Source organism: Haloferula sp., from assembly GCF_049672945.1.
Taxonomy (GTDB): domain Bacteria; phylum Verrucomicrobiota; class Verrucomicrobiia; order Verrucomicrobiales; family Akkermansiaceae; genus Haloferula.
In genome coordinates this window covers 24923-45150 of the sequence record NZ_JBATWY010000225.1, presented here as the reverse complement: position 1 = coordinate 45150, position 20228 = coordinate 24923, and the positions used below count along the sequence as shown (strand labels likewise).

23 protein-coding genes are annotated in these 20228 nt (G+C 58.2%); 11 read left to right on the top strand and 12 right to left on the bottom strand.

Annotated features, from left to right (window positions below; all coding sequences use genetic code 11):
- Positions 1-2: 2 nt before the first annotated feature.
- On the bottom strand, positions 3-2789 hold the full coding sequence (locus WBG04_RS19725) for an FG-GAP repeat domain-containing protein (protein ID WP_424316435.1): 2787 nt from the start codon (positions 2787-2789) through the stop codon (positions 3-5).
- Between the two features lie 222 nt (positions 2790-3011).
- Here WBG04_RS19725 and WBG04_RS19720 point away from each other — a divergent pair, with 222 nt between their 5' ends.
- The 3 genes from WBG04_RS19720 to WBG04_RS19710 are packed head-to-tail and all read left to right on the top strand — an operon-like array spanning position 3012 to position 4485.
- The gene (locus WBG04_RS19720; protein WP_424316433.1) at positions 3012-3602 is read left to right on the top strand and encodes an OmpH family outer membrane protein; all 591 of its coding nucleotides are present in this window, start codon (positions 3012-3014) and stop codon (positions 3600-3602) included.
- A 50-nt stretch (positions 3603-3652) separates the two neighbouring features.
- The gene (locus WBG04_RS19715) at positions 3653-4141 is read left to right on the top strand and encodes an RNA polymerase sigma factor (protein WP_424316432.1); all 489 of its coding nucleotides are present in this window, start codon (positions 3653-3655) and stop codon (positions 4139-4141) included.
- Positions 4138-4485 carry a hypothetical protein gene (locus WBG04_RS19710; protein WP_424316431.1) on the top strand — a complete coding sequence of 116 codons (348 nt, stop codon included), beginning with the start codon at positions 4138-4140 and terminating at the stop codon, positions 4483-4485. Before WBG04_RS19715 ends, WBG04_RS19710 begins: the two co-directional genes overlap by 4 nt.
- 322 nt (positions 4486-4807) lie before the next feature.
- On the opposite strand, the gene WBG04_RS19705 is transcribed toward WBG04_RS19710, so the two are convergent.
- The 5 genes from WBG04_RS19705 to WBG04_RS19685 all read right to left on the bottom strand — a co-directional run bounded on the left by WBG04_RS19705 (position 4808) and on the right by WBG04_RS19685 (position 9259).
- Entirely contained in the window at positions 4808-5476 is a 669-nt protein-coding gene (locus WBG04_RS19705; RefSeq protein WP_424316430.1) for a hypothetical protein, read from the bottom strand.
- Between the two features lie 167 nt (positions 5477-5643).
- The gene (gene proS, locus WBG04_RS19700; protein ID WP_424316429.1) at positions 5644-7158 is read right to left on the bottom strand and encodes a proline--tRNA ligase; all 1515 of its coding nucleotides are present in this window, start codon (positions 7156-7158) and stop codon (positions 5644-5646) included.
- A gap of 105 nt (positions 7159-7263) precedes the next feature.
- Positions 7264-7677, bottom strand: coding sequence for a hypothetical protein (locus tag WBG04_RS19695; RefSeq protein ID WP_424316428.1), 414 nt, complete (start codon positions 7675-7677; stop codon positions 7264-7266).
- On the bottom strand, positions 7658-7867 hold the full coding sequence (locus WBG04_RS19690) for a hypothetical protein (protein WP_424316427.1): 210 nt from the start codon (positions 7865-7867) through the stop codon (positions 7658-7660). The genes WBG04_RS19695 and WBG04_RS19690 overlap by 20 nt, the downstream gene beginning before the upstream one ends.
- A 111-nt stretch (positions 7868-7978) precedes the next feature.
- Positions 7979-9259: an argininosuccinate synthase gene (locus tag WBG04_RS19685; protein WP_424316426.1), complete on the bottom strand. Its 1281-nt coding sequence runs from the start codon at positions 9257-9259 to the stop codon at positions 7979-7981.
- Between the two features lie 131 nt (positions 9260-9390).
- On the opposite strand from WBG04_RS19685, the gene WBG04_RS19680 reads away from it, so the two are divergent.
- Together WBG04_RS19680 and WBG04_RS19675 are read left to right on the top strand one after the other, a co-directional pair.
- The gene (locus WBG04_RS19680; protein WP_424316425.1) at positions 9391-9918 is read left to right on the top strand and encodes a hypothetical protein; all 528 of its coding nucleotides are present in this window, start codon (positions 9391-9393) and stop codon (positions 9916-9918) included.
- 64 nt (positions 9919-9982) lie between these two features.
- Complete coding sequence (locus WBG04_RS19675) at positions 9983-10555, top strand: hypothetical protein (protein ID WP_424316424.1); 573 nt, start codon at positions 9983-9985, stop codon at positions 10553-10555.
- Between the two features lie 7 nt (positions 10556-10562).
- On the opposite strand, the gene WBG04_RS19670 is transcribed toward WBG04_RS19675, so the two are convergent.
- Complete coding sequence (locus WBG04_RS19670) at positions 10563-11705, bottom strand: hypothetical protein (protein WP_424316423.1); 1143 nt, start codon at positions 11703-11705, stop codon at positions 10563-10565.
- Positions 11706-11824: 119 nt separating this feature from the next.
- On the bottom strand, positions 11825-12949 hold the full coding sequence (locus WBG04_RS19665) for a hypothetical protein (protein WP_424316422.1): 1125 nt from the start codon (positions 12947-12949) through the stop codon (positions 11825-11827).
- 123 nt (positions 12950-13072) lie between these two features.
- Here WBG04_RS19665 and WBG04_RS19660 point away from each other — a divergent pair, with 123 nt between their 5' ends.
- Both WBG04_RS19660 and WBG04_RS19655 read left to right on the top strand, forming a co-directional pair.
- Positions 13073-13810 (top strand): HAD family hydrolase, encoded by a 738-nt coding sequence (locus WBG04_RS19660; protein ID WP_424316421.1) that lies wholly within the window; start codon positions 13073-13075, stop codon positions 13808-13810.
- An 80-nt stretch (positions 13811-13890) separates the two neighbouring features.
- Positions 13891-14553, top strand: a complete 663-nt coding sequence (locus WBG04_RS19655) for a hypothetical protein (protein ID WP_424316420.1) — start codon at positions 13891-13893, stop codon at positions 14551-14553.
- Between the two features lie 103 nt (positions 14554-14656).
- Here WBG04_RS19655 and WBG04_RS19650 read toward each other — a convergent pair whose 3' ends face one another.
- Entirely contained in the window at positions 14657-15700 is a 1044-nt protein-coding gene (locus WBG04_RS19650) for a 3-deoxy-7-phosphoheptulonate synthase (protein WP_424316419.1), read from the bottom strand.
- Between the two features lie 60 nt (positions 15701-15760).
- On the bottom strand, positions 15761-17116 hold the full coding sequence (locus WBG04_RS19645) for an alkaline phosphatase PhoX (protein WP_424316418.1): 1356 nt from the start codon (positions 17114-17116) through the stop codon (positions 15761-15763).
- Between the two features lie 209 nt (positions 17117-17325).
- Between WBG04_RS19645 and WBG04_RS19640 the strand changes: the two genes are divergently transcribed.
- From WBG04_RS19640 to trxA, 3 genes are all read left to right on the top strand, one after another.
- A complete protein-coding gene (locus tag WBG04_RS19640) occupies positions 17326-17964 on the top strand; it encodes a hypothetical protein (protein ID WP_424316417.1) in 639 nt (212 codons plus the stop codon).
- Positions 17965-17988: 24 nt separating this feature from the next.
- Positions 17989-18153 (top strand): hypothetical protein, encoded by a 165-nt coding sequence (locus WBG04_RS19635; protein ID WP_424316416.1) that lies wholly within the window; start codon positions 17989-17991, stop codon positions 18151-18153.
- Positions 18154-18326: 173 nt separating this feature from the next.
- The gene (gene trxA / locus WBG04_RS19630; RefSeq protein WP_424316415.1) at positions 18327-18647 is read left to right on the top strand and encodes a thioredoxin; all 321 of its coding nucleotides are present in this window, start codon (positions 18327-18329) and stop codon (positions 18645-18647) included.
- A 60-nt stretch (positions 18648-18707) separates the two neighbouring features.
- On the opposite strand, the gene WBG04_RS19625 is transcribed toward trxA, so the two are convergent.
- Positions 18708-19208 carry a metal-dependent hydrolase gene (locus WBG04_RS19625; RefSeq protein ID WP_424316414.1) on the bottom strand — a complete coding sequence of 167 codons (501 nt, stop codon included), beginning with the start codon at positions 19206-19208 and terminating at the stop codon, positions 18708-18710.
- A 1-nt stretch (position 19209) separates the two neighbouring features.
- A complete protein-coding gene (locus WBG04_RS19620) occupies positions 19210-19776 on the bottom strand; it encodes a DUF1287 domain-containing protein (RefSeq protein WP_424316413.1) in 567 nt (188 codons plus the stop codon).
- Positions 19777-19865: 89 nt separating this feature from the next.
- Here WBG04_RS19620 and WBG04_RS19615 point away from each other — a divergent pair, with 89 nt between their 5' ends.
- Complete coding sequence (locus WBG04_RS19615; RefSeq protein WP_424316412.1) at positions 19866-20216, top strand: hypothetical protein; 351 nt, start codon at positions 19866-19868, stop codon at positions 20214-20216.
- Positions 20217-20228: the final 12 nt, after the last annotated feature.

The window sequence follows — 20228 nt, the reverse complement described above, 5'->3', positions numbered from 1 at the left end:
TTTTAGGGCGCGGGTGGGTCGGAGACATCGACTTTGAAGAACTCCTTTTCCAGCCCAAAGGTCACCGGGTATTCGACGCGTTCGTAGTCTCCGCTTTGAGGGGAAGTCGTTGATGTTGGAGTCCACGGATCCCAGTCGAGAAGATTGGCGCTGTGCTTGGTGTCGTAGGAGAGTCCAAGAGCTGCGGCATCCGTGCGGCGTTGGAAGGTGTAGGTCGTGCCAGTCGCATTCTGACTGAGCTTTGGCCTTCCTGGATGATGAGGATCAGGAACGGCAGCGTTTGATCCGAAGGCGAATTCGTCCCAGTTGAGAACGCCGTCGAGATCCCAGTCGGAGAAGGGGCCGGCGGAGTGGCCGCTGAGGCCGAGGGTCTCCATGGCGGCGGTGAAAGGGGCGGGTTCAGGGGTGTGGGTGATCTTGAACCACTCGAGGCGGGGGAAGCCTGATGAGGCAACAATGAGATCCTGAGTTCCATCGTTATCGATATCGATAAGAGTGGATTGTCGTCGATTCGCCCAATATTCACGTTCGCTTATCCTCGAATCTTGGGGGAAAGGCCACGGGCGCTCAAATAGGTCTCCGGTATTCTCTTGCCAGTAGATGTGATGAAAGCCTAGGATGGAACGTTCGGCGGTGGGGTAGACGTAGTCGAAGTCGCCATCCGAGTCTAGGTCATGGAACCTCAGGCGGAAGTCACCTAGAATAATACCACCAGGGAAGGGATTCACTTCGAAATCTAGATTCGGACGTGAGAGAACGATTGAATTCCCCGAAATAAAGTCTAGAAACCCGTCGTCATCCAAGTCGGGTGCTTGGCTCATTCCTGAAAAGGGAAGTCCGCGAATGGCGGATATCAAACCGTTTCCATCGTTTTCAAACCATACCGATGGACTTTCGAAATTGAGAAAATAGTTCGACACAAAATCCATGTCGCCATCCCGATCAAGATCCACCGGTCCGAGAGATGATTCGGGCGTTGACAAGAACGCAAGAAATTCAGCGCTCTCAAATTTCATTCCAGAAGCCCTATTCCAGCGCAAGAACGACTGCGGTAATCCATATAAACTGAAATCCTTCAGGTTGAGGAGATCTTCGGTGCCATCACCGTCCCAGTCGGCAAGATATTGCTTCAAGAGCCCATCTTCGTGGGTTTCCTCGTAGACTCTCCATGAGTGAAAGTCCCCGTTTTCACCCTGAAAAATCCATTCGTATCTGAGCAGGTCCGTCCGGTTGTCTGCTCTTTCGGTGAAAGTCTGTACTAGGAAGTCCAATTTCCCTTCGGGCCAGGACCTTCCTGTATTGCCACTTGCTTCGCTCCATTCGCCTGCGGGTCCGGTGATGTCGACTATTTTTAGAATCTCAATCGCGTCCCCTGAGTATGGGAGTTCCGTAGGAGTCAGGGTTGAGGAATCGCCATGGTTCATCCAAAACTTCATCGTGCTGTTGCGTTTCAAATCGCCAGATCGGTAGCGTGACTGTCTGGTGATGAGGTCGAGGCAGCCATTGCCATCGATGTCGGCTTTTCCGTGGATGAGTATCTGTGGTAATCCTTGGAGGATTTCATTGCCTGATTGCGCGAAGCGGCCTCCCGGTTCGCCTTTGTGCCAGAGTATTTTGTCGATGGTCGCTACCACGCCGCCTCCAGATTCGGAGAGTGGAAGAAATAGATCCGAAAATCCGTCGATGTCAAAATCCGTGGTATCGGGCTCGATTCCAAAGGAGATGCCGACATTGGTTGAAATCAATCTGAGGTAGAAGGAGCCATTATTGAGCAACTCGTGCACTTGGTTCTCGTACACGCCTTCCCGACTGTTGCCAGAATAACTACTAACGAATATTTGGCCATCTGATGAAGAATTTATGTGGGACCAGCTATAGTCCATCGTCTGGCCTCTCAATTTACGAGTCTTTGGCAATATTAACTCGCCCGCCTGGGTAAGGATTCCTTGGGGTTCGAGGACGAAGGCACGCAATATACTTTGTGTCCCGAAGGCCGAGTAGCCGCGTTCGATTAGGAATACCCGCGTCTCGCTCCCAGATTCTGCGACGCAATGGGCAGTGATAGAGAATGTCTCTTCAGTCTCGAACAGGACTTCTGGATCGGAGAATCCTGATTCACCTTCGTTGCGCACTAACACCAGTTGGTTTGAGAAGTTGACGTCGGAAACTAGGAAATCCGTGTCACCGTCTGATTCCAAGTCGAGAGTTCTTAGGTTAGTACGATCGAACCAGGTATCCGCGAGCGATGTCTCGCCTGAGTTAGAAAGAGTGCCGGAAGCGTTTGAGACAAATAGCGAACCTCTTGAAATGATGTCCGGTTTGTTATCCTCGTTGATATCAATGACCATCGTTTCTCCATTAGATAAATAAGAGTCTATGGCAGATCCAATTACCATGGGTTCCTTAAAGCTGCCGTCGCCCTGATTGACCGCAACGAGGAAGTCATAATCAGGCAAGTCCGGCGTTGGCTGATAAGTCTCGATCCATACGTCCGGCAGGCCGTCACCATTCCAATCGTCGATTCCGATGACTTCCGAAGTGAGGTCTCCCCACACCCATTCGCGTTGATTGCCGAAATTTCCGGAACCGTCGTTTGCCCACCATAGTACGCGGACAGCCATGCTTTCAGTTGCAATGACATCGATGTCGCCATCGCCATCCATGTCGGTGGCCTTGGCAAAGCCGATCCCAGTGGAGATGGCGTCGGAGATCTCTTGGGACGGACCGAACGAGATCTGGCCGTGGGTCAGAGTGGCGGCAAGGATGGGGAGGGAGAAGGCGCGGATCACGGTTGAGGAATAGTGTTTCTTGAAGGATTGGGCAAGAATATGACCTTTTGGTGATCAAGGTGAGCTAGTGATCGTCCACTCCGACAGGGTGGAGTGATTCGGCGCGGCGGGCCGCCGCGCCCACGGCCTGCTGCGGGCCGCAGCAGCTACGTTTTTTTCGGCGAGGGGTTTTTGGTCCGGGTGGCGTTGGTGGGGTGTATGAGGAAATATCTTACGATCCTGATGGCTTGCCTGACGCTGAATGCGCAGGCGGATGACACGTTGAAAATCGCGACGATCGACATGCAGCAGTTGTTCAAGGAATACCACCGGACGAACGACGCGCAGAAGCAGATCAATGTGGAGCGGGCGCGGATTCAGAAAGAGAACAACGAGCGGCTGGCGCGGATTCGGGAGCTGGATACGGAGCTTCAGAACATGCGCAAGCAGCTCGACGATCCATCGATCTCAGACTCGAAGAAGCAGACGGTGTATCGCGATTGGCAGATGAAGCAGAACGAGGGGATCGCGCTGGACCGTGAGCGCCGGGAGTTTCTGCAGCGGCGGAATCAGGCGCTGAACGAGAAAATGGTGCAGCGGATGAAGGGGATTTTGGAGGAGATCCGGAAGCTGGGGGAAGAGCAGGCGAAGGCGGAGGACTACGACTATGTGTTCGACAAGTCGGGGCTGAGCACCTCGCAGGTTCCCTTCTTGCTCTACACGAAGGATGCGACGGATATCACGCCGGATCTGCTCAAGGTGCTGAACAAGGATGCGCCAGCAGAAGAAGTGACTGGAAGTTCCGAGGATCCGGAGCTAAGTGCTCCAGAGTAGTGGGAAGTGGAAATCCAGAGGACGCCGGTATCGGTCGCCTGACCCGTGCGATGAAGCGCGGGGACGAGGCGGCCTGGCGTGAATTCCACGATCGTTACTACGATGATCTTCGCCGCGTGGCCTTGTCGCGCGGGGTTTCGGAGACAGAAGTGGCGGATGTGATTCAGAGGAGTTATCTGAGGATTTTGAAGCACATGAAGCTGTTTACGACTGAGAGCGATCTGCGTGCCTGGGCCTGTTGTTTGCTGCGCTCGGAGGTGGTGGATTCCTCGAGGCGGAATCGCCGCCGTGTTTCGATGATGGAGCGCTTCAAGGGATGGGTGTCCGAGAAGCCGGCTCAATGGGTCGGAGGGGATCCCTTGGAAGGGATGGCGGCGGCGGATCGAGCGCTGTTGGAGCGGCACTATGTGGAAGGATGGAGCCAGGCGGAGCTTGCTGCGGAAGCGGGCGTTTCGGTGAAGGCGATTGAATCGAAAATGGCCCGCTTGCGTCGACGAGCGCGGGCGTTTCTGGAAACCAATGAGATGACTGAATCATGAGTGAGGAGTCCGATCGAGTTTGGGAGGGCATGAGCGGCGAGCTGCGCAAAGTGCGTCGCCGGAGATTGGTGGCGAAGCTGGGGACGCTTGCTGCGGTGGGGGTGTTGGGAATGTTTCTGGTGCAACGAATGATGGCGCCGTTAGAAAGGCCGACGGAACGCGTCGTGGACGTGCCTGTCGTGGAGGCCGAGCTTGGCGAAATGGAGCCTGCGCAGTTTGCGGTGCTCGTTTACGACGGGGAGGGGATGCGATTTGAGCTGCGGGATGCGGACCAGTTCGCTGGGAGTGAGATGGAACTTAGTCTGCAACCGGTGGTGATGACTTTTGAGGAGGGAGTTTGGTAGGACTGTTTGTAGTCGCCAACCAGCGGTATAGCGTGACTCTGCGTCCCATCGGGACGATTGATGATAGCCGTGGACTTCAGTCCACGGTTCGGAGTTTCCGGGTTTGGCGTCGAGTTGCGACGACTGAATCCGGATGGTGGTCGGCCCCGGGATTGTCAAGTGTCACGACGTGACACAAAACCATGGAGCCAAGTTTCCGTGGACTGAAGTCCACGGCTATCATGGGTGACCCCGATGGGGTCTTTTGAGGAGTGGTCGCTCCAGACTTGGTGAACTTCCTCCTTTGCCCGGGGCTTCGGTGGAGTGAAGTTCGCTGTCCCATTTATCCGCGTCGGCGTTCGAGGAGGACGAGCATGAGGAAGGAGAGGAAGAGGTTGAGTTCTTCGCGCGCAGTCATGTCGCCGAGTTTGTCGATCTGGAAGCGCCCTTCCCAGAAGGCAGGCTGCTTGGTCAGGCGCATGGCGGGGGTGCCGTTGCTGCGGGTGGCGAGGTAGCGAGGGTGGCAGAAGTAGCCGGTGACGAAGCCGATCAGCGGGATCTCGCCGAGAATGGAGTCGACGATCTTGGCTCCGGGGTTTTCCTCGCGGATCGAGAAGTCAGGGTTCGCGTCGCCGGGGTTGAAGGTCTCGTAGTGGGCGCGCCAGATGGAGCGCCAGCCTTTGCGTCCGACGGAGCCGATGTCCCTGCCCGAGGCATCGGTGGAGTTGTAGCGGGCGGACCAGTCGATGACCTTGTTGGCGTGGATGTCGGCCAGGTGGGTGGTGCGCGAGTTATCGGTGAAAATTTCGACGTGCTCGCGGAATTTGAAGAGCTTCTGCTTGGTGTAGAGGATGGTGCGGCCGCTGGCGTCTGTGACGGTGGCCTGGCTGGCGAGGGCGAGGATTTTGAAAGAGAGAGTGAGGGGGTATTGGATGCCCTGGAGTTGGCGCGCGATGTCGTCGGTGGGGGGGATAGGAGGGACGCTGGGGGTGGCGTAGGGGTTGTCGGTCATGGGTGGTTTCAATAGGAAGAGGGTTGAAACGCCAAGACGCAAAGGGCGCAAAGTTTGGAGTGGGAGGCGTGACGCTCTCGTCCCACCGGGGGGAATGGGTGCTTGTGGGCTCAGGTGATTGTTAGGGGGTGGGATCTGTTGGAGGACCCCCGGGGGCGTGCCACCTCCTAGTAGCTGCGGCCCCAGAGGGCGCGGAGCTTGGTCGGTTTGCCGGTGACGAGGCAGGCTTGCTCGGGTTCGTTCTGCTTGTCGAGGGGGAGGCAACGGACGGTGATCTTGTGCTCTTTCGACAGGGCGTCTTCTTCGGCGCTGCTGCCGCACCAGGGGGTGAGGAGCCAGCCGGGGTTGACCTGCTTCCAGTGATTGTGGAAGGCTTCGAGGTCGCTGCATTCGACGATGTTTTCATCGCGGAAGGCGGTGGCGGCGTTGAGAAGGTTGTCGTGGATCTCTTGGAGGATGTCGGTGACGTTGCGAAGGAAGTCTTCCTTGTCGACGAACTCCTTGCTGTTCGAAGGTTGATCGCGGCGTTGGAGGCAGAGCTTGCGGGACTCGACGTCACGAGGACCGATCTCAATGCGGATGGGGGCGCCTTTCTTGACCCATTCCCACTTCTTGCCCTTGACGTCGCGCTCATCGACGAGGACGCGGAGCGCTTCGCCGTGGAAGTCGAGGTCCTTGCGCAGGGTGGTGGCGAGGGCCTGGCAGCTTTCAAGTACGGCGTCCTTCGTATCTTCCTTCGGGGTGATGGGAATGATGACGATCTGCTGGGTGGCGACGCGTGGTGGGAGGACGAGGCCGTCGTCATCGGAGTGCGCCATGATGAGCGTACCGATGAGGCGGGTGGAGACGCCCCACGAGGTGGTGTGGGCGTGATCGACGGTGCCATCGCGTCCGGTGAAGGAGATGTCCTGGGCCTTCGAGAAATTCGTGCCGAGGTAGTGCGAGGTGCCGGCCTGGATGGCCTTTCTGTCCTGCACCATGGCCTCGACGGTGAGGGTCATGTCGGCGCCGGGGAATCGTTCGTTCTCGGTTTTTTCACCGGGGATGACGGGGATGGCGAGGTGGTCGCGGAGGAAGTCGGCGTAGAGCTTGTGGATCATCCGGGTTTCCTCGATGGCTTCGTCCTTGGTTTCGTGGGCGGTGTGGCCTTCCTGCCAAAGGAACTCGGCGGTGCGGAGGAACAGGCGCGGACGCATTTCCCAGCGCATGACGTTGGCCCACTGGTTGATGAGCAGCGGGAGATCGCGGTAGGATTCGATCCAGCGCGAGAAGGCGGCACCGATGATGGTTTCGGAAGTCGGACGGATGACGTAGGGCTCGGCGAGTTTGCCGGTGGGGATCATCCTGGTTTTGCCGGTCTCGGGGTCCTTGACGGCTTCGAGGCGGTGATGGGTGACGACGGCGCACTCGGTGGCGAAGCCTTCGGCGTGCTCGGCTTCCTTTTCGAGATAGGAAAGGGGGATGAGCAGCGGGAAGTAGGCGTTGGAGTGGCCGGTTTCCTTGAAGCGTCGGTCGAGTCCCTGCTGGATGAGTTCCCAGATGCCGTAGCCCCAGGGTTTGATGACCATGCAACCGCGGGTCTCGGAATTTTCCGCCATGTCGGCGGCCTTGATGACCTGCTGGTACCACTCGGGGAAGTCTTCGGCGCGGGTCGGGGTGATGGCGGTCTTGGGTGCGGACATGGGTAGAAGTGAAAGTGATCAGTTAGCAGAGATCGGTGTGGAACGCGCCGCTGGGCGGCGCGGGGGAAGAGACCAGATTCCGGGGATAGGATGCCAGAGAAAAGATTAGTCCGCGATTCCTCTCAATCGGGTGACATCGGCGATGTCCTGGGGGCGGCCGGAGGCGAGCTTGTTCTTGATGTAGACTTCCTTTGAAAGGAACGAGACGGGGAGGTCGTCCAGCAATCCGGGAATTTTCGAACTCCAGGCTTCCTTCCAGTCGATGCCACTCAGGCCGGTGAGGAGGTCGATGCGGTGAGGTTCGACTCCGAGTTGAATGACAGAATCGGGTAGCAGAAAATCCTCGGCCTTGAGGCCGGCAGAACTGAATCCAAAGTCATGAATTACCTTCGTCAGGGCTTCGGCATTCTCCTGATTCGCGGCGACGAAAAAATCCACGTCCTTGGTGTAGCGAGGCAGCCCGTGGAATGCCAAGGCATGGGCTCCGACGACGAGGAACTCAACTTTGTGAGAGTTCAACAATTCGATAAACTCTCTCAAGTCGGGGCTGAGTTTCATCGGGCTTGGTGAGTTCGAGGAGAATGTCGAGCCGCTGCTCGGGCGTGAGTGAACGGTAGTAGGCGTTGTCGGCTTTCTCTGCTTCCTCGTGGGAGCGGTGGATGGTGACGACCTTTTCCATGGAGGGATCGTAGCAGGGAAGGAGCACCATTGCGAGAATCTTGACAGTGATTGATGGAAAGAAGAACCCCGCAGGCTGGTGGGCGCTGTGGGGTTTTGTGAGTCTTGGGGTGGGACGACAGGGCGGGACGCCCGGGCTCCCCTATTTCTGGCGGGCGTTGGCTTTGAGGCGCAGGGCGTTGAGGGCGATGAAGCCGGTGGCGTCGTCCTGGTTGTAGGCTTCCTCCTGACCGCCTTCCATGGTGGCGACGGCTTCGTCGTAGAGGCTGTGCGGGCTGCGACGACCGGCTTGCATGACGTTGCCTTTGTAGAGCTTCAAGCGGACTTCGCCGGAGACCCTTTTCTGGGATTCGGTGACGAGGGCCTGAATGGCTTCGCGTTCGGGGGCGAACCAGAAACCGTTGTAAACGAGTTGGGCGTATTTCGGAATGAGGGTGTCGCGGGTTTGCTGGAGTTCGCGATCGATGACGAGGGTCTCGAGATCCTGATGCGCGGCGAGTAGGATGGTGCCGCCGGGAGTTTCATAAATGCCACGCGACTTCATGCCGACGAAGCGGTTCTCGACGATGTCGACGCGACCGATGCCGTGGGCTCCGCCGAGGGCGTTGAGCACGCGCATCACGCCGTAGGGGGTGAGAAGGGTATAACCGTCCTTTTCGCCTTCAACGGTGAAGTCACCGAGTTCGGCGATCAGTTCTGTTAGGCCTTCGGTCTGGAGTCCGATGATGTTTCCTTTTTCGAAGAGGCACTGGAGCATCTGTGGCTTGTCGGGGGCGTCTTCGGGGGAAACGGAGAGGACATACATGTCGCGGTCGGCTTCGCCGGTGGCGTCGTACCAGGTGTCTTCCAGAGCGCCGGCTTCGAAGGAGATGTGCAGGAGGTTGCGGTCCATCGAGTACGGCTTCTTCATCGATGCCTTGACGGGGATGTTGTGGGCCTCGGCGTATTCGATCATCTCTTTCCGACCGGGGAACTGGGCCCGGAACTCGGCGTCGCGCCATGGGGCGATGACCTTGAGGTTCGGGGCGAGTGCGGCGGCGGAAAGTTCGAAGCGGACCTGGTCGTTGCCCTTGCCGGTCGCGCCGTGGGCGATGGCGTCGGCGCCTTCCTTGAGTGCGACGTCGACCATGCCCTTGGTGATGCAGGGGCGAGCGATCGAGGTGCCGAGGAGGTAGCGGCCTTCGTAGACGGCATTGGCCTGGAACATCGGGAAGATGAAGTCGCGGGCGAATTCCTCCTTCTGGTCATCGATGTAGCACTTCGAAGCGCCGGTGCTGAGGGCTTTGGCTTCGAGTCCGTCGAGTTCGTCACCCTGTCCGCAGTCGGAGCAGTAGGCGATGATCTCGGCGTTGTACTTTTCCTTGAGCCAGAGGAGGAGGACGGAGGTATCGAGTCCTCCGGAATAGGCGACGACGATTTTCATGCGCGCGAGAGGTAGGATCAGAAGTGCCGGGTGCCAAGTGAGAAGTGTCGAGGGGCGGAGGGAGACTACAAAAGGACCGGCCGGTTCCCATGGCGAAGCCGGGGGCAAGTTCCTAAATTCCGTGAACTGCGATGAAACCGAATGGAGCCTGCCAGCGAATCTTTAGAGACCCGACTCCGAGCCTGCCTTATCGGCGGCCGAGAAACCGTCGGAAGGAGGATCGTGGATCCAATCCCGGGGACGGGAAATTGAGCGAAAAGTTCAACTACGTCGACGTGCCCGAGGGCCGGGGACGGTTGAAAATGAATACCGCTCCGATGGTGAAGCTTGGAGGAAGGATTGACCCTCCGATCGATCTCAAGACGGTGAGATGGGGGGGATTCCTTGGGCTCATTGCGATCGGATTTGTCGCCAACCTGTGGATCAGCGTGCTGATGAGCTACGTTTGCCAGATCCTGGGTTGGGACCCGGGATTTTGGTCGGAGCGGATCGGTGGTGCCTTTGTGATCGGTCTCTATGGCGTCCATTTGTTCGGGGTCGCAGGGACCTCGCTGTCCCGAGGATACCGGTCTTGGGGAGTGATTGCGATTGTGGCTTTCTGGACCGGCTTTCTCGGGTGGATTCCCGTCGGCTTGCTTGTCTCCTGGTTGACTTCCTAAGCATGCGGAATGGGTCGGTCTGTTTGTCACGGCTACAAACAGATCGGCCGGTTCCCATGGCTGGATGATGAGGGTGTTCGATAGGCTTGCCGGTGTGATGATCAACCGTGGTTTCAGAAAAGTATCCCCCGACGATGGACTGTCCGGTCTCGTGGGAGGACGGCGGCTTACTGGAAAGAGCTACCGTCAGGGCAAGTACGCGCCTCGCCGTAATTGGGGAAGTGGTGCCGATGTTGCTAGCGATGGTCAAGTGAGCGGTCCGGTGAAGGCTCTGAAGTTGGTGCCTTGGAAGAAGCCTTCCGGACTTCCTTCGAATGAGCGGAAGGCTTCGACGCTTCGTGCCGGCAGGGTGCTGGGATGGATCGCCATGGGTAGCCTGGTCCAACTGTGGATGGTGGTGATCCTTGATGTGCTTGCCCGGATCATCGGCGGCGGGGTGAGCGACTGGAGCGAGTGGTTCTGGCCTTCGGCTCTTGTGGCTCTGGTTGGCACTCAGTTGCTGGGTTTCCTGAGCGACAACCTGACGGGAAGTCAAAGTGAATGGGGAACCCGCGCGATGATTGGCTTCTGGTTCAGTGTGTTGATGTGGGTGCCCATCGGATTCTTTCTGGCGATGGTGTCCGGGCTGTTTGCTTAGGGCCGACTCAGTCCAAATCGGTGACGAATCGAACGAAGCATCTTTCGCCGTCTGGGAAGCCGAATGAAGGCTCACCGGTCGCGCCCAGATTCAGCGAGTCGGGGCCATCGAGATAGTAAGTGGTTGGAAGCAACGGCCAATCTTCGTTATCCAATTCGGTGGTGTATTCGATCGCCATCGGGCTCAAGAGCCCACCTTCCGGAAGTACGATTTTCGTGACCGGCCCGGCGTCCGTGTTTTCAGTGCTGATGGGGAGTGAAGTGGCGTCGGCTGGAAGATCGAGAGCGAAGAGGATTCCATAGGCGATTCCCGCTTCGTTGACATCGTCGGGGTCCGGTTTGTTGAGGTCGTTCTCAGTCGCCCAGTTGCCGTAGGCGGTGGGGACCTTGAATTGGCCGGTGTTGGCGACAATGGTGCCTTTCTCGGTTTCGATGATGTCGATGTTATTCGCCGCGACTCTGCCCTGCAGGGTGGTCACGACATCTTCGTCCAATTCGATCGTCAGATAGGCACGCACGCTCTTTTCATAGATCGTGCTGGAGACTTCACGGATATCGACGGTGGAGGTGCCTTTATAGAGGAGGTTCACCCCCTGGTTATAGTTGATCAAAAGGGTGTCTTGCGCAGCTCCACGAATCACGAAGGAGGTCGTGTAGATGCCCTGGCTTGCGAAATATTTGTAATTGCTGTTGGTGAGTTGGCCCTCTGAATCGACGTCACCAAACTCGACTTCGCCCTCACTGTTCTCCCGGGTTTCAGGACTGAGCTGGATCACTCCATTCGCGACGTTCAGGTAGGGAGCCTTGGTGACGATCGTGAACTGGGTATTGGTTGGCTGCGGATAGGTGATGAAATCGCTGCACTGCAGGCCATAGGCTGAGATGAGGATGGTGCCGCCGTTGAATTTGAAGCCTTCGATTTGCAGCGTTTCCGTATCGAATTCGAAGGAGCAGGAAAAATTGCCGGTGTAGGTGCGAGTGGTTTCAGCTGGCAATGTATTGGAGGGAAAGAAATTCATTTCCATCTCAGTCGTCATGTTTTGCTGAATGATCATGAGAGCGGTTTGCTCCATGACTTCCGCTTCTGCCAGCGGAGTGAGAAGAAGCGCCGCTGGAGCCCATACAAGGGAGCTCTTTTCGAGGATTTTCATGGGGGCAAAGCATGCGTCGGAAGAGGGCATCTACAAGAAAAACCATCGAGGTCGGTCGGAATGATTGACCGAGTGTCGTGCCACTTCGAAGGAGGGGCAGTTTGTGTTGATCGCTTGGATCAATCGGCTGGGATGTCCACGACGAAGCGGATGAATCCGGTGGCCCGGTTTGGGAAGCCAACTCTTGGTTCGCCCGTGGCTCCCGGGTCGAGGGAGGTGGGACCATCACGATAGTAGCTCTTGGGGAGAGTGAGCCAAGTGGGATCGGAGAGCTTGCGTTTATATTGGACACTCATCGGGAGTCCGAGGCCAGTTTCCGGTAGCGAGATTTTGGCCAAGGGGCCGGTTGAAGTTTTCACGATGCTGACGGGAAGAGCACCGGTGGTGACGGGTAGATCCAGGGCGAAGAGCATGCCGTAGGCGATGCCGAAGGAGTTGAGCGTTTCGGGATCCGGGTCTCCGAGTTTGTATTTGCTGGCCCAGCGGCCGTAGGCGGTGGGGACGGTGATCATGGAGGTGCGTGCCGTGATGGTGCCGCGTTCCGAGAATACCATCTGGGTGTCGAGTAATGAAGTATTCGCGCCAGGCAGGTCGATCACTTCCAAATCATCCACCTCGATTTCAAGAATCGCGCGTAGTCGCTGGCTTGTCCGGGTGCGTGAGATCGATTCAAGAGTGAGTTTTGCTGGACCCGGAAATGGGAAGCTGGTGGCGGTGGCTTCGTAGTTGGTGATCGTGCGATTTTGCAAGACGCCTCTGACGCTACGACCCGTGACCAGGATTCCAGATTCGCCGAAGAGTCGCTGCTGGAAGATTGTTAGAAATCCATCGTCGCCGACGATTCCGGGTGGGGTCAGCGTGGTTGGGGTGAACTTTGTCGGGCTGGGGGCGTCTCCAATCCCGGTCGTCCGGAAAAAGTAGCTATTGATCTCACTGCCATCGCCGTAGCGGACAAAGGCACTGAAATCGAGGGTGTAGCCGCTGCCCTCGATGTTTCCGCCGGTGAAGGTGAAGTTTTTCGGGATCAGGGAGTCGAGATCCAAGCCGAGGGTGCCGGTGAACTGCCCGGAGTAGGTCCGGGTTTTGCTGGCATCAGGATCCATGGCGAGTGGTCTTGATAACTCGAGCGCGGTGATCGAACTTTCCTGAATGAAGAACGTGGCCTGCACCTCACTGACAACCGCATGGCATCGGGAGACGAGAGCAAGAACGAAGATCAGGAAAGCCAGTGGCTGCGAAGGCATCGGATGGTCGGGAGCATGGCCAGACAAGCAGTTTGGACAAGGCAAAGCGGCGAAGTTTGTTTTACTGATGAGTGGGGTCGGGCGCGGCTTGCATAATTGGGTTTGCTTTGAGACGGCTTGGGGGTGACCAGCGAACATCGGGAGAAGCTTGAGCGGGGCTTAGCGCTATTTGATTTCGACGGGACGATGATTCCGTGGGACACGCAGATTCTTTTCGCCGACTTCGTGTTGAAACAGGAAGCGGTGCGGCGTTTGTATTTCCCTCTGTTTCTGGGGTTCCTACCTTTTTTCGGGATTCTGGGTGACGAGGGGATGAAGCGGGTGTTCCTGAGCTATCTTTGGAAGACAGAACCGACGCAGTTGGAGCGTTGGGTGAAGGCATTTGTGGCGGAGTGGGTGCCCGGGAAATGCTATCCGGAGTTGATCGAGCGATTGGAAAAACATCGGGAGGCGGGACATCTGACGGTGCTGGCTTCGGCGAGTCCCGAATTTTACATCGCGGAGGTCGGTCGGGTGCTGGGCTTTGACTTGGCCTTCGGCACTCCGGTCGAAGTGGGGGAGAAGATGCCACTGTTCCCCGATCTCAGGAACCACAAGAGCGGCGAGAAGGTCAGGCGATTGAGCGAATACCTGGGTCAGCCAGAGAGTGGTATCTGGGCATCGAGCCACGGCTATACCGACAGTTCGGCGGATTTACCGATGATGGATGCCTGCGAGGCCGGCACGACGGTCAACCCCTCCGAGCGGTTGACGGAGATTGCCGCCGAGAGAAATTGGGAGGTGCTGAGGCCTCAGGTTCCCTGGCGTGGGAAGGCCGACAAGCTCCGGAAAATGGCTGGGTTCATGCTGGGTTTGGGCTGACGAATCGTGGCAAAGATGGATGAATTTCCAGACGTGCGGACGCGTTGACATGGGGGCGGTTCGGCCCCACGCTGCGCCGCATGGACACGCTGAAAATCATGCTTGGAGCCACCATTGCGCTGCTTTTGGTGGCGGTTGGGGTTTCGTATAAGACGATGAATCAGGAGGTGGGGAATACCCCCGAAGACGAGATGCGCGATCTACGCCGCCAGCTGATCGAGATGGAGCAGGAGACCGAGCGTCTAAAGCTGGAGCGTGAGCGTCGAGCTCTGCTTGAGGCAGCGGCGGAGCCGTCGGCAACGGATGTGGTCACGCGCGAGGATGCGGCGGTGTTTGCGGAGCGCCTTGCCCAGCTCGAGCGCGAAAACGAAGAGATCAAGGACGAGGTGAATCGCGCCGAAAAGGAAGCGGAGTTTTTGACCGGGCGCCATGCCGAAAGCCAAGCCAAGGAGGCGCGCCGGGTGCGGGTGATCAATGAGGCGATGCGGATAGCGACCGTTAAGCTCTGGCAAGAGGATGCGCAGTTGGGCAGCTTTGCGATTCTCAGTATTGAAAGCCCTGACAACGTCCAGCCCGGGGTGGTTTTGGCGATTCGTCGCAATGGGGGTATCCTTGGGAAGTTGAGAGTCAGCGAGGTGACGATCGAGGGGGCGATCGCCAATCCGATCACCGCCTTCGGCGAGGTTCAGCCTCTTCCGGGTGATGAACTGATCCTCAACGAGATCGTGCAGCTGGCGAACTGATGGGGAGAAGGACTTTGCGAGTCCTTGGTTCTACCCCGACGCCCGGGTTTGATGGAGGTGGCTGCGGTGCGGCGCAACGGACTTCCAAAGTCCGTCTCCCTATTCAGAGCGAGTCCGCGGCTTCGTGCAGGAGTTTGTCGGTCGTTTCCCAGTCGATGCATTTGTCGGTGATCGACTGACCTCGGACCAATTGGTCGAGCGGTTGGGGGAAGGACTGGTTGCCGGCAACGAGGTTGCTTTCGAGCATCGTGCCGATGATCGCTTTGTTCCCCGATGCCCGCTGGTGGATGATCTGACGAAAGACGTCGGCCATTTTCTTGTCGTCCTTGTCACAGTTGGCGTGCGAGGCATCGACGACGATGACCGGATCAAGTTTCGCCGATTCCAGCACGGTGCATGCCTTGCTAATACTATCTTCATCGTAGTTGGGTCCATCCTCGCCGCCGCGGAGGATGATGTGGCAGTGGGGGTTGCCGGTGGTGGTGACCGCTGAGGCGACGCCTTGGTCGGAGACGCCGAGAAAGGTCTGGGGTCGGGAGGCGGCCTTGACGGCGTTGATGGCGGCGGCCAGATCGCCGGAGGTGGTGTTCTTGAAGCCCAGCGGCATCGACAGGCCGGAAGCCATCTGGCGGTGAGTCTGGCTTTCGGTGGTACGTGCACCGATGGCCGACCATGAGACAAGGTCGGCGATGAATTGCGGGGTGATTGGATCGAGGAGTTCGGTGGCGGTCGGGAGCCCGAGATCGATGACCTCACGCAGGAAAGTGCGGGCGCCACGCAGGCCTTCCGGGATGTTGTCGGAGCCGTCGAGATTGGGATCCATGATCAGGCCCTTCCAGCCAACGGTCGTTCGCGGTTTTTCGAAATAGACGCGCATGACGATGTAGAGCTTGTCCTTGAGCCGTTCAGAAAGGGCGGCGAGACGTCGGGCGTACTCGAGGCCGGCTTCGGTATCATGAATCGAGCAGGGGCCGACGATAACCAGTAGTCGGGAGTCCGAGCCAAAGAGAATCGATGCGATGGTCTCCCGCGAGCGGGCGACGAATTCCGCCTGGGCGTCGCTGCGCGGAATTTCTGCCTGCAGCAATGCAGGTGCCGGCAGGGGGATGTTGCGGGCGATGTGGAGATCAGTGACGCGCGAGGGCATGGGAGGAGTGGAAACCTTTCGTGCGAAAGGTTAAACTCCAAACTCACGGGTAATCGGATCCTAGGCCTGCCAAGGGCCGGTGACGGCGAGGGTCAGCCCATGCGACTGGAGGTTGACGAAGAGCCACTTGCCGTCCGGCGAAAAACAACAACCAGCGAACTCCGACTTGTCTTTGGCATTGCGGGCAAGGGTGTGGATCTTGCCTTCCGGCGTGACGCACTGGATGTGGGAATGAGCCGCGAAGGAACTATCGATCAGGTCTTCGCAGACCACCACTCCGCCCCATGGTGCCGGGCAAAGATTGTCACCGTTGGTGAGCAGGTCGTCTTTCTCGGACTGGAGGAAGAGGGAGAGGGTATCGGGTTTGTCGGCGGAGCCGGATGGCTGGAGCTGGAATAGTTGCCCGCGCCGTGATGGTCCGCCGTCGGTGCAGCAGATGAAGATCCCTTCCGGTGTCTGGTGGATGCCTTCACCTCGGGCGAAGCGGGCGGCACCTGCTTCATGCCCCCGGATGCGGAGGTCGTCGTTGGGGGCATCGGTGTCTTCGAGGTCCATCCAGGTGACTTTGATTTCCTCGGCTTCGGCAGGCCACTTCGACCGCGGGTTGTAGTTGCGAAGGTCGGCCTTGGGGCGGTCGACGACCACCAGTGCCTGGAGCTTGCCGCTGGTGAAGTCGTTCTTCTTATCGGGAATGAAGCGGTAGAGGAGTCCGTCGGTGCGATCCTCGGTGAGGTAGAGGATGCCGGTGTCCGGATCGAGGGCCACCGCTTCGTGGCGGTAGCGGCCAAGTGCCTTGAGCGGCACGGCTTTTTGCAGGCCGGGCGTGGCGGTGGCTTTTACTTCGAAACACCACCCATGGTTACGATTGCGCCCGATCGTGAGATTTTCCGGTTCTTCGCAGGTGATCCACGTTCCCCAGGGCATCGGGCCGCCCGCGCAGTTGCGATCGGTGCCAATGAGGGAGAGAAACTCGCTGACTTTTTCACCGGTCGCCGGATCGAAGACAAGATTCGTGGTGCCGCCGAGGAATGGCTCAACGCCGCCTTCGCCGGGGTCGTGACAAAGTTCCGGGTCGAGGCTGGCAGGATACTCGAAATTATTCTCGAAGGGCCCGATGTCGGTCATCGCGAGCGAGAGCTCATGATTGCGAACGAGCACGACTTTTCCGTCGGGCTGGGGAAAGGCAGCCATGCCGTCGTGCTTGCCGGGGACCTTGAATCCGTCAGTCATCTTGTCTCCGACTTTCGAAATCACCTTGTAGGAGAAGCCTTCGGGAAGATCGAGAATCCCGGCAGGATCGGCCTTGAGTGGGCCCAGCGGGGCGATCGCGCGGGATGCAGGGGAGGCGGAAGCATAGCGCTGGAGGCCAAGAAAGGCGAGACTGGCGGTGCTGAGGAACTGGCGGCGAGCAATCATTGTGGGGTGTGTGAGACGGGCTTGAGTGGAGAAACTACCGAGGAAGATCGATCATTTCTTCGAAATAATGATGGCTTGGGGTCCTGATTTCGCAACTCGAAGCCTCGCCGGAGGAAAAATTGACCGGATGTGCCGCACGATGGGGGTTTGACATGAGCAAGCCGTAGGTGTTTTTTCCTGTTTACAGAAACCTTCCAACAGGACCCCGCATGAGCGATAACGACAATAAGCCCTCGAAACAGACCTCCAGTGTTCCACTGAAGAAAGAAACGGTCCGCGTGACTCTCAAGGCCGCAGACGCGCCATCAGCCTCACCGGCCGGTGCTCCGCCAGCGCCTGCTGCGCCGAAACCGACGGCTGCGGCTCCCAAGCCGCCAAACGTTGCCACGAAGCCGCCGACGCCAGGTGGTGCTCCGCCAGCGCCGGCACCAACGATTCCGCTGCGGACTGCGGGTGCCCCAACGGCTCCAGGTGCTCCGGCTCCTGCGCCGACGATCAAGCTCAACACGGGTCCGGCCTCAACTCCCGGCGCACCGACGGTCGCGCTCAAGACTGCAGGTGCTCCTACTCCGGGTGGTGCGCCTTCAGTTGCGTTGCCGAAAGCCACCGTCCAGCTGCAGCCTCCGACCAAGCCGATGGGCACCGGTGGTGGTATCGCCACGCAGGCTGCCACCATGCAACAAGCTGACGAAGAAGAGGAAACCGGCACCAATCCTGTGGTGATGGCGCTCTCAGTGCTCGGATTCCTCGGAGCCGCTGCCGTGCTCTATTTCCAAGTCTCCACAGCCAGCATCTGGATCAATGCCGATGACAATTCAGCCAAGGGCGAATGGTCGCAGCTTTTCTAACTCGTAATCATTAGAAACAAGATCATGGCATTCCCTATCATAACGCTCCTTTTGGCGATCCTCGTGGCCTTCCTTGGTTTCCAGACCAGTGGTTTGGAAACCGGTATGCCTGCAGAATCGGCTTCTTCCGTCTCCGCCCCAGCAGCTGACGACGAAGCTGACGCTGAGGAAGACGCCAGCGAAGAATAATCCTCGGCATCTCAAATTTCTCAAACCGCCCACCCGCGAGGGTCGGGCGGTTTTTTTGGCGCTCTACTTGCCAGAAGGCGTTCCGGGCGGGCGGTCCAGCGATGAATCTCGAGCCGGGGTGAATTGCCGGGCGGGTGCCTTGACAATCTGTGGCGGCTCGGCATCGTCGGGCCATGGCTCTGACACTCAACGACAGCAATTTTCAAAGCGAAGTGATCGACTCCGAGATCCCGGTCCTGGTGGACTTCTGGGCGGAATGGTGTGGTCCCTGCAAAATGATCGGCCCGGTTCTTGACCAGCTTTCTGGCGAGGTCGAAGGCACCGCCAAGGTCGGCAAGGTGAACGTCGACGAAGCCCGTGACCTCGCGGTGAAGTACGGCGTGAAAAGCATCCCGCTTCTGCTCTTCTTCAAGGGTGGTGAGGTGAAGGATCAGATCGTTGGTGCGAATGTCACCAAGGACATGCTCAAGCAGAAGCTTGAGGCGCTTGCTTGATCGGCACGTATATCAATTCCCAAGGCCGATCTCCGCGAGGAGGTCGGCCTTTTTGTTGTCTCAGATGAGCCTCCGCAACTGAGCGCGAATACCGAGCAGGATCCAGGTCAGTACGACAAAGAAGGCATCACTAAAGATCCAGTAGTTGGGATGGATGTAGAAGTCGCCGAGGATGCCGGTGCGGTGATTGGGAGTCACTTCCGGCATCACCCAGGGCATCAGCCAGGGGATGCCACCGGCGATGGCATCGGCGGCGAGATGAAGGGCTGAGGCGAACCAGCAGGCGCAGGCAATGAGCAGGCGTCGGTCTTTCGGGAAATACCTGGCGACCCAGAAGCAGACGGGGATGAGTCCGGCGAGGAAAGCCAGCGTGTGCGACCAACTGCTGTAGCGTGCATCAAGCGAAAGATGTGGTGTGCAAATGTCCGGCAATGCACCGAAGACGGCAATCAGCGGAATCGACCATTCGGGAAAGCTCTCCTCGCGGCGAGCTGCGAGTCGAAGGTCATCGCTGGTGAGCGCGAGGCAGACGGGAAGCAGTGCGTGGGTACCGATGAACATTCTAAGGCTTCCACCGATAATGCCCGGTCATTGGGTAGGTGAACAGCAGGTTCTCCTCGCGTGTGCCACGACCGATGTTGTGGATGACCAGCGGGGTGCCGTCCGGCGCCTTCTTGTCGCTGACGATCATGATGTGGGGGAGATTCGGTGGCACGGTGCAGGTGACCAGATCCCCGGGGAGATAGTCGGACGCCTTCTTGGTAACTGGCTTTGAAAATCCCTGTCGTTTGAAGTAGGTCTTCATGTTTGGGACGCGACGGTGATCGATGCTTCGGTCGGTACGACTGAGACCCCAGATCTTTGGATAATTCGCAAAGTTCGACCGCATGTCTTCGTGGATGAGCTTTTGGAGGTCCTTTCCGAGGGCATCGCGCAGTGCTCGAATGACGACATCGGTGCAGACGCCGCGTTCCTCCGGCAAATCGCCGCCGGGGTATTTCAAACTGACGTAGGCGGGGTCGTAGATGGTGGTTACTCCGATCTGTTTTCGAGCTGCTTCGACCACTCTTGTGCCATCTTTTGCAAAGACGGGGATGGCGAAGAAGAGGATGAGCAGGAACCGGATCATGGTTAAGATACTCGGATGGGATGTTAGGAATTTCATCTGATGATGTCAGGTGGGAGTCGACATATCATGAATGATCGTTAGAAAGAAGCATGCTTCGCTGGTTTGCGGGCCTGCTTGCCGTCTTCTGCTCGATTGCGGTTGCGCGGGTCGAGTGGCTGGACTTTCAGGCGGGAGGCGTGATTCGCCGGAAGCTCGAGACCGAGTCGGGGATGAGGTGGTCGATTGCCAAGGCGATGGGGCCTGCCGATCAGGTGGGTGTGGCATTGATGACTTGGGGTGTGGCCTTGCACGGGGTGGCGGTGCTGTTGGTCTTCGTTGCGCTGTTCCGGCAGGCGCGGGACGGTCCATGGCGAGTGGGTTGGGCCGTCTTCGCGACGCTGGGGATGGTATTCTTGTGCTGGGTGTTTTATCGCCAGTATTTCGCTGCGCTGGGCTGGTAGGGTTCGAGGCTT

What these genes read in the sequence shown, in the direction of transcription:
- WBG04_RS19705 (WP_424316430.1), bottom strand. Translation starts at nt 5,476, where the DNA reads ATGACCGACAACCCCTACGCCACCCCCAGCGTCCCTCCTATCCCCCCC.
- WBG04_RS19650 (WP_424316419.1), bottom strand. Translation starts at nt 15,700, where the DNA reads ATGCCCTCGCGCGTCACTGATCTCCACATCGCCCGCAACATCCCCCTG.
- WBG04_RS19685 (WP_424316426.1), bottom strand. Translation starts at nt 9,259, where the DNA reads ATGAAAATCGTCGTCGCCTATTCCGGAGGACTCGATACCTCCGTCCTC.
- WBG04_RS19645 (WP_424316418.1), bottom strand. Translation starts at nt 17,116, where the DNA reads ATGATTGCTCGCCGCCAGTTCCTCAGCACCGCCAGTCTCGCCTTTCTT.
- WBG04_RS19635 (WP_424316416.1), top strand. Translation starts at nt 17,989, where the DNA reads ATGGCATTCCCTATCATAACGCTCCTTTTGGCGATCCTCGTGGCCTTC.
- WBG04_RS19670 (WP_424316423.1), bottom strand. Translation starts at nt 11,705, where the DNA reads ATGAAAATCCTCGAAAAGAGCTCCCTTGTATGGGCTCCAGCGGCGCTT.
- WBG04_RS19625 (WP_424316414.1), bottom strand. Translation starts at nt 19,208, where the DNA reads ATGTTCATCGGTACCCACGCACTGCTTCCCGTCTGCCTCGCGCTCACC.
- WBG04_RS19640 (WP_424316417.1), top strand. Translation starts at nt 17,326, where the DNA reads ATGAGCGATAACGACAATAAGCCCTCGAAACAGACCTCCAGTGTTCCA.
- WBG04_RS19715 (WP_424316432.1), top strand. Translation starts at nt 3,653, where the DNA reads ATGAAGCGCGGGGACGAGGCGGCCTGGCGTGAATTCCACGATCGTTAC.
- WBG04_RS19665 (WP_424316422.1), bottom strand. Translation starts at nt 12,949, where the DNA reads ATGCCTTCGCAGCCACTGGCTTTCCTGATCTTCGTTCTTGCTCTCGTC.
- WBG04_RS19710 (WP_424316431.1), top strand. Translation starts at nt 4,138, where the DNA reads ATGAGTGAGGAGTCCGATCGAGTTTGGGAGGGCATGAGCGGCGAGCTG.
- WBG04_RS19720 (WP_424316433.1), top strand. Translation starts at nt 3,012, where the DNA reads ATGGCTTGCCTGACGCTGAATGCGCAGGCGGATGACACGTTGAAAATC.
- WBG04_RS19655 (WP_424316420.1), top strand. Translation starts at nt 13,891, where the DNA reads ATGGACACGCTGAAAATCATGCTTGGAGCCACCATTGCGCTGCTTTTG.
- WBG04_RS19615 (WP_424316412.1), top strand. Translation starts at nt 19,866, where the DNA reads ATGCTTCGCTGGTTTGCGGGCCTGCTTGCCGTCTTCTGCTCGATTGCG.
- WBG04_RS19675 (WP_424316424.1), top strand. Translation starts at nt 9,983, where the DNA reads ATGATGAGGGTGTTCGATAGGCTTGCCGGTGTGATGATCAACCGTGGT.
- trxA (WP_424316415.1), top strand. Translation starts at nt 18,327, where the DNA reads ATGGCTCTGACACTCAACGACAGCAATTTTCAAAGCGAAGTGATCGAC.
- WBG04_RS19680 (WP_424316425.1), top strand. Translation starts at nt 9,391, where the DNA reads ATGAAACCGAATGGAGCCTGCCAGCGAATCTTTAGAGACCCGACTCCG.
- WBG04_RS19620 (WP_424316413.1), bottom strand. Translation starts at nt 19,776, where the DNA reads ATGATCCGGTTCCTGCTCATCCTCTTCTTCGCCATCCCCGTCTTTGCA.
- WBG04_RS19690 (WP_424316427.1), bottom strand. Translation starts at nt 7,867, where the DNA reads ATGGTGCTCCTTCCCTGCTACGATCCCTCCATGGAAAAGGTCGTCACC.
- proS (WP_424316429.1), bottom strand. Translation starts at nt 7,158, where the DNA reads ATGTCCGCACCCAAGACCGCCATCACCCCGACCCGCGCCGAAGACTTC.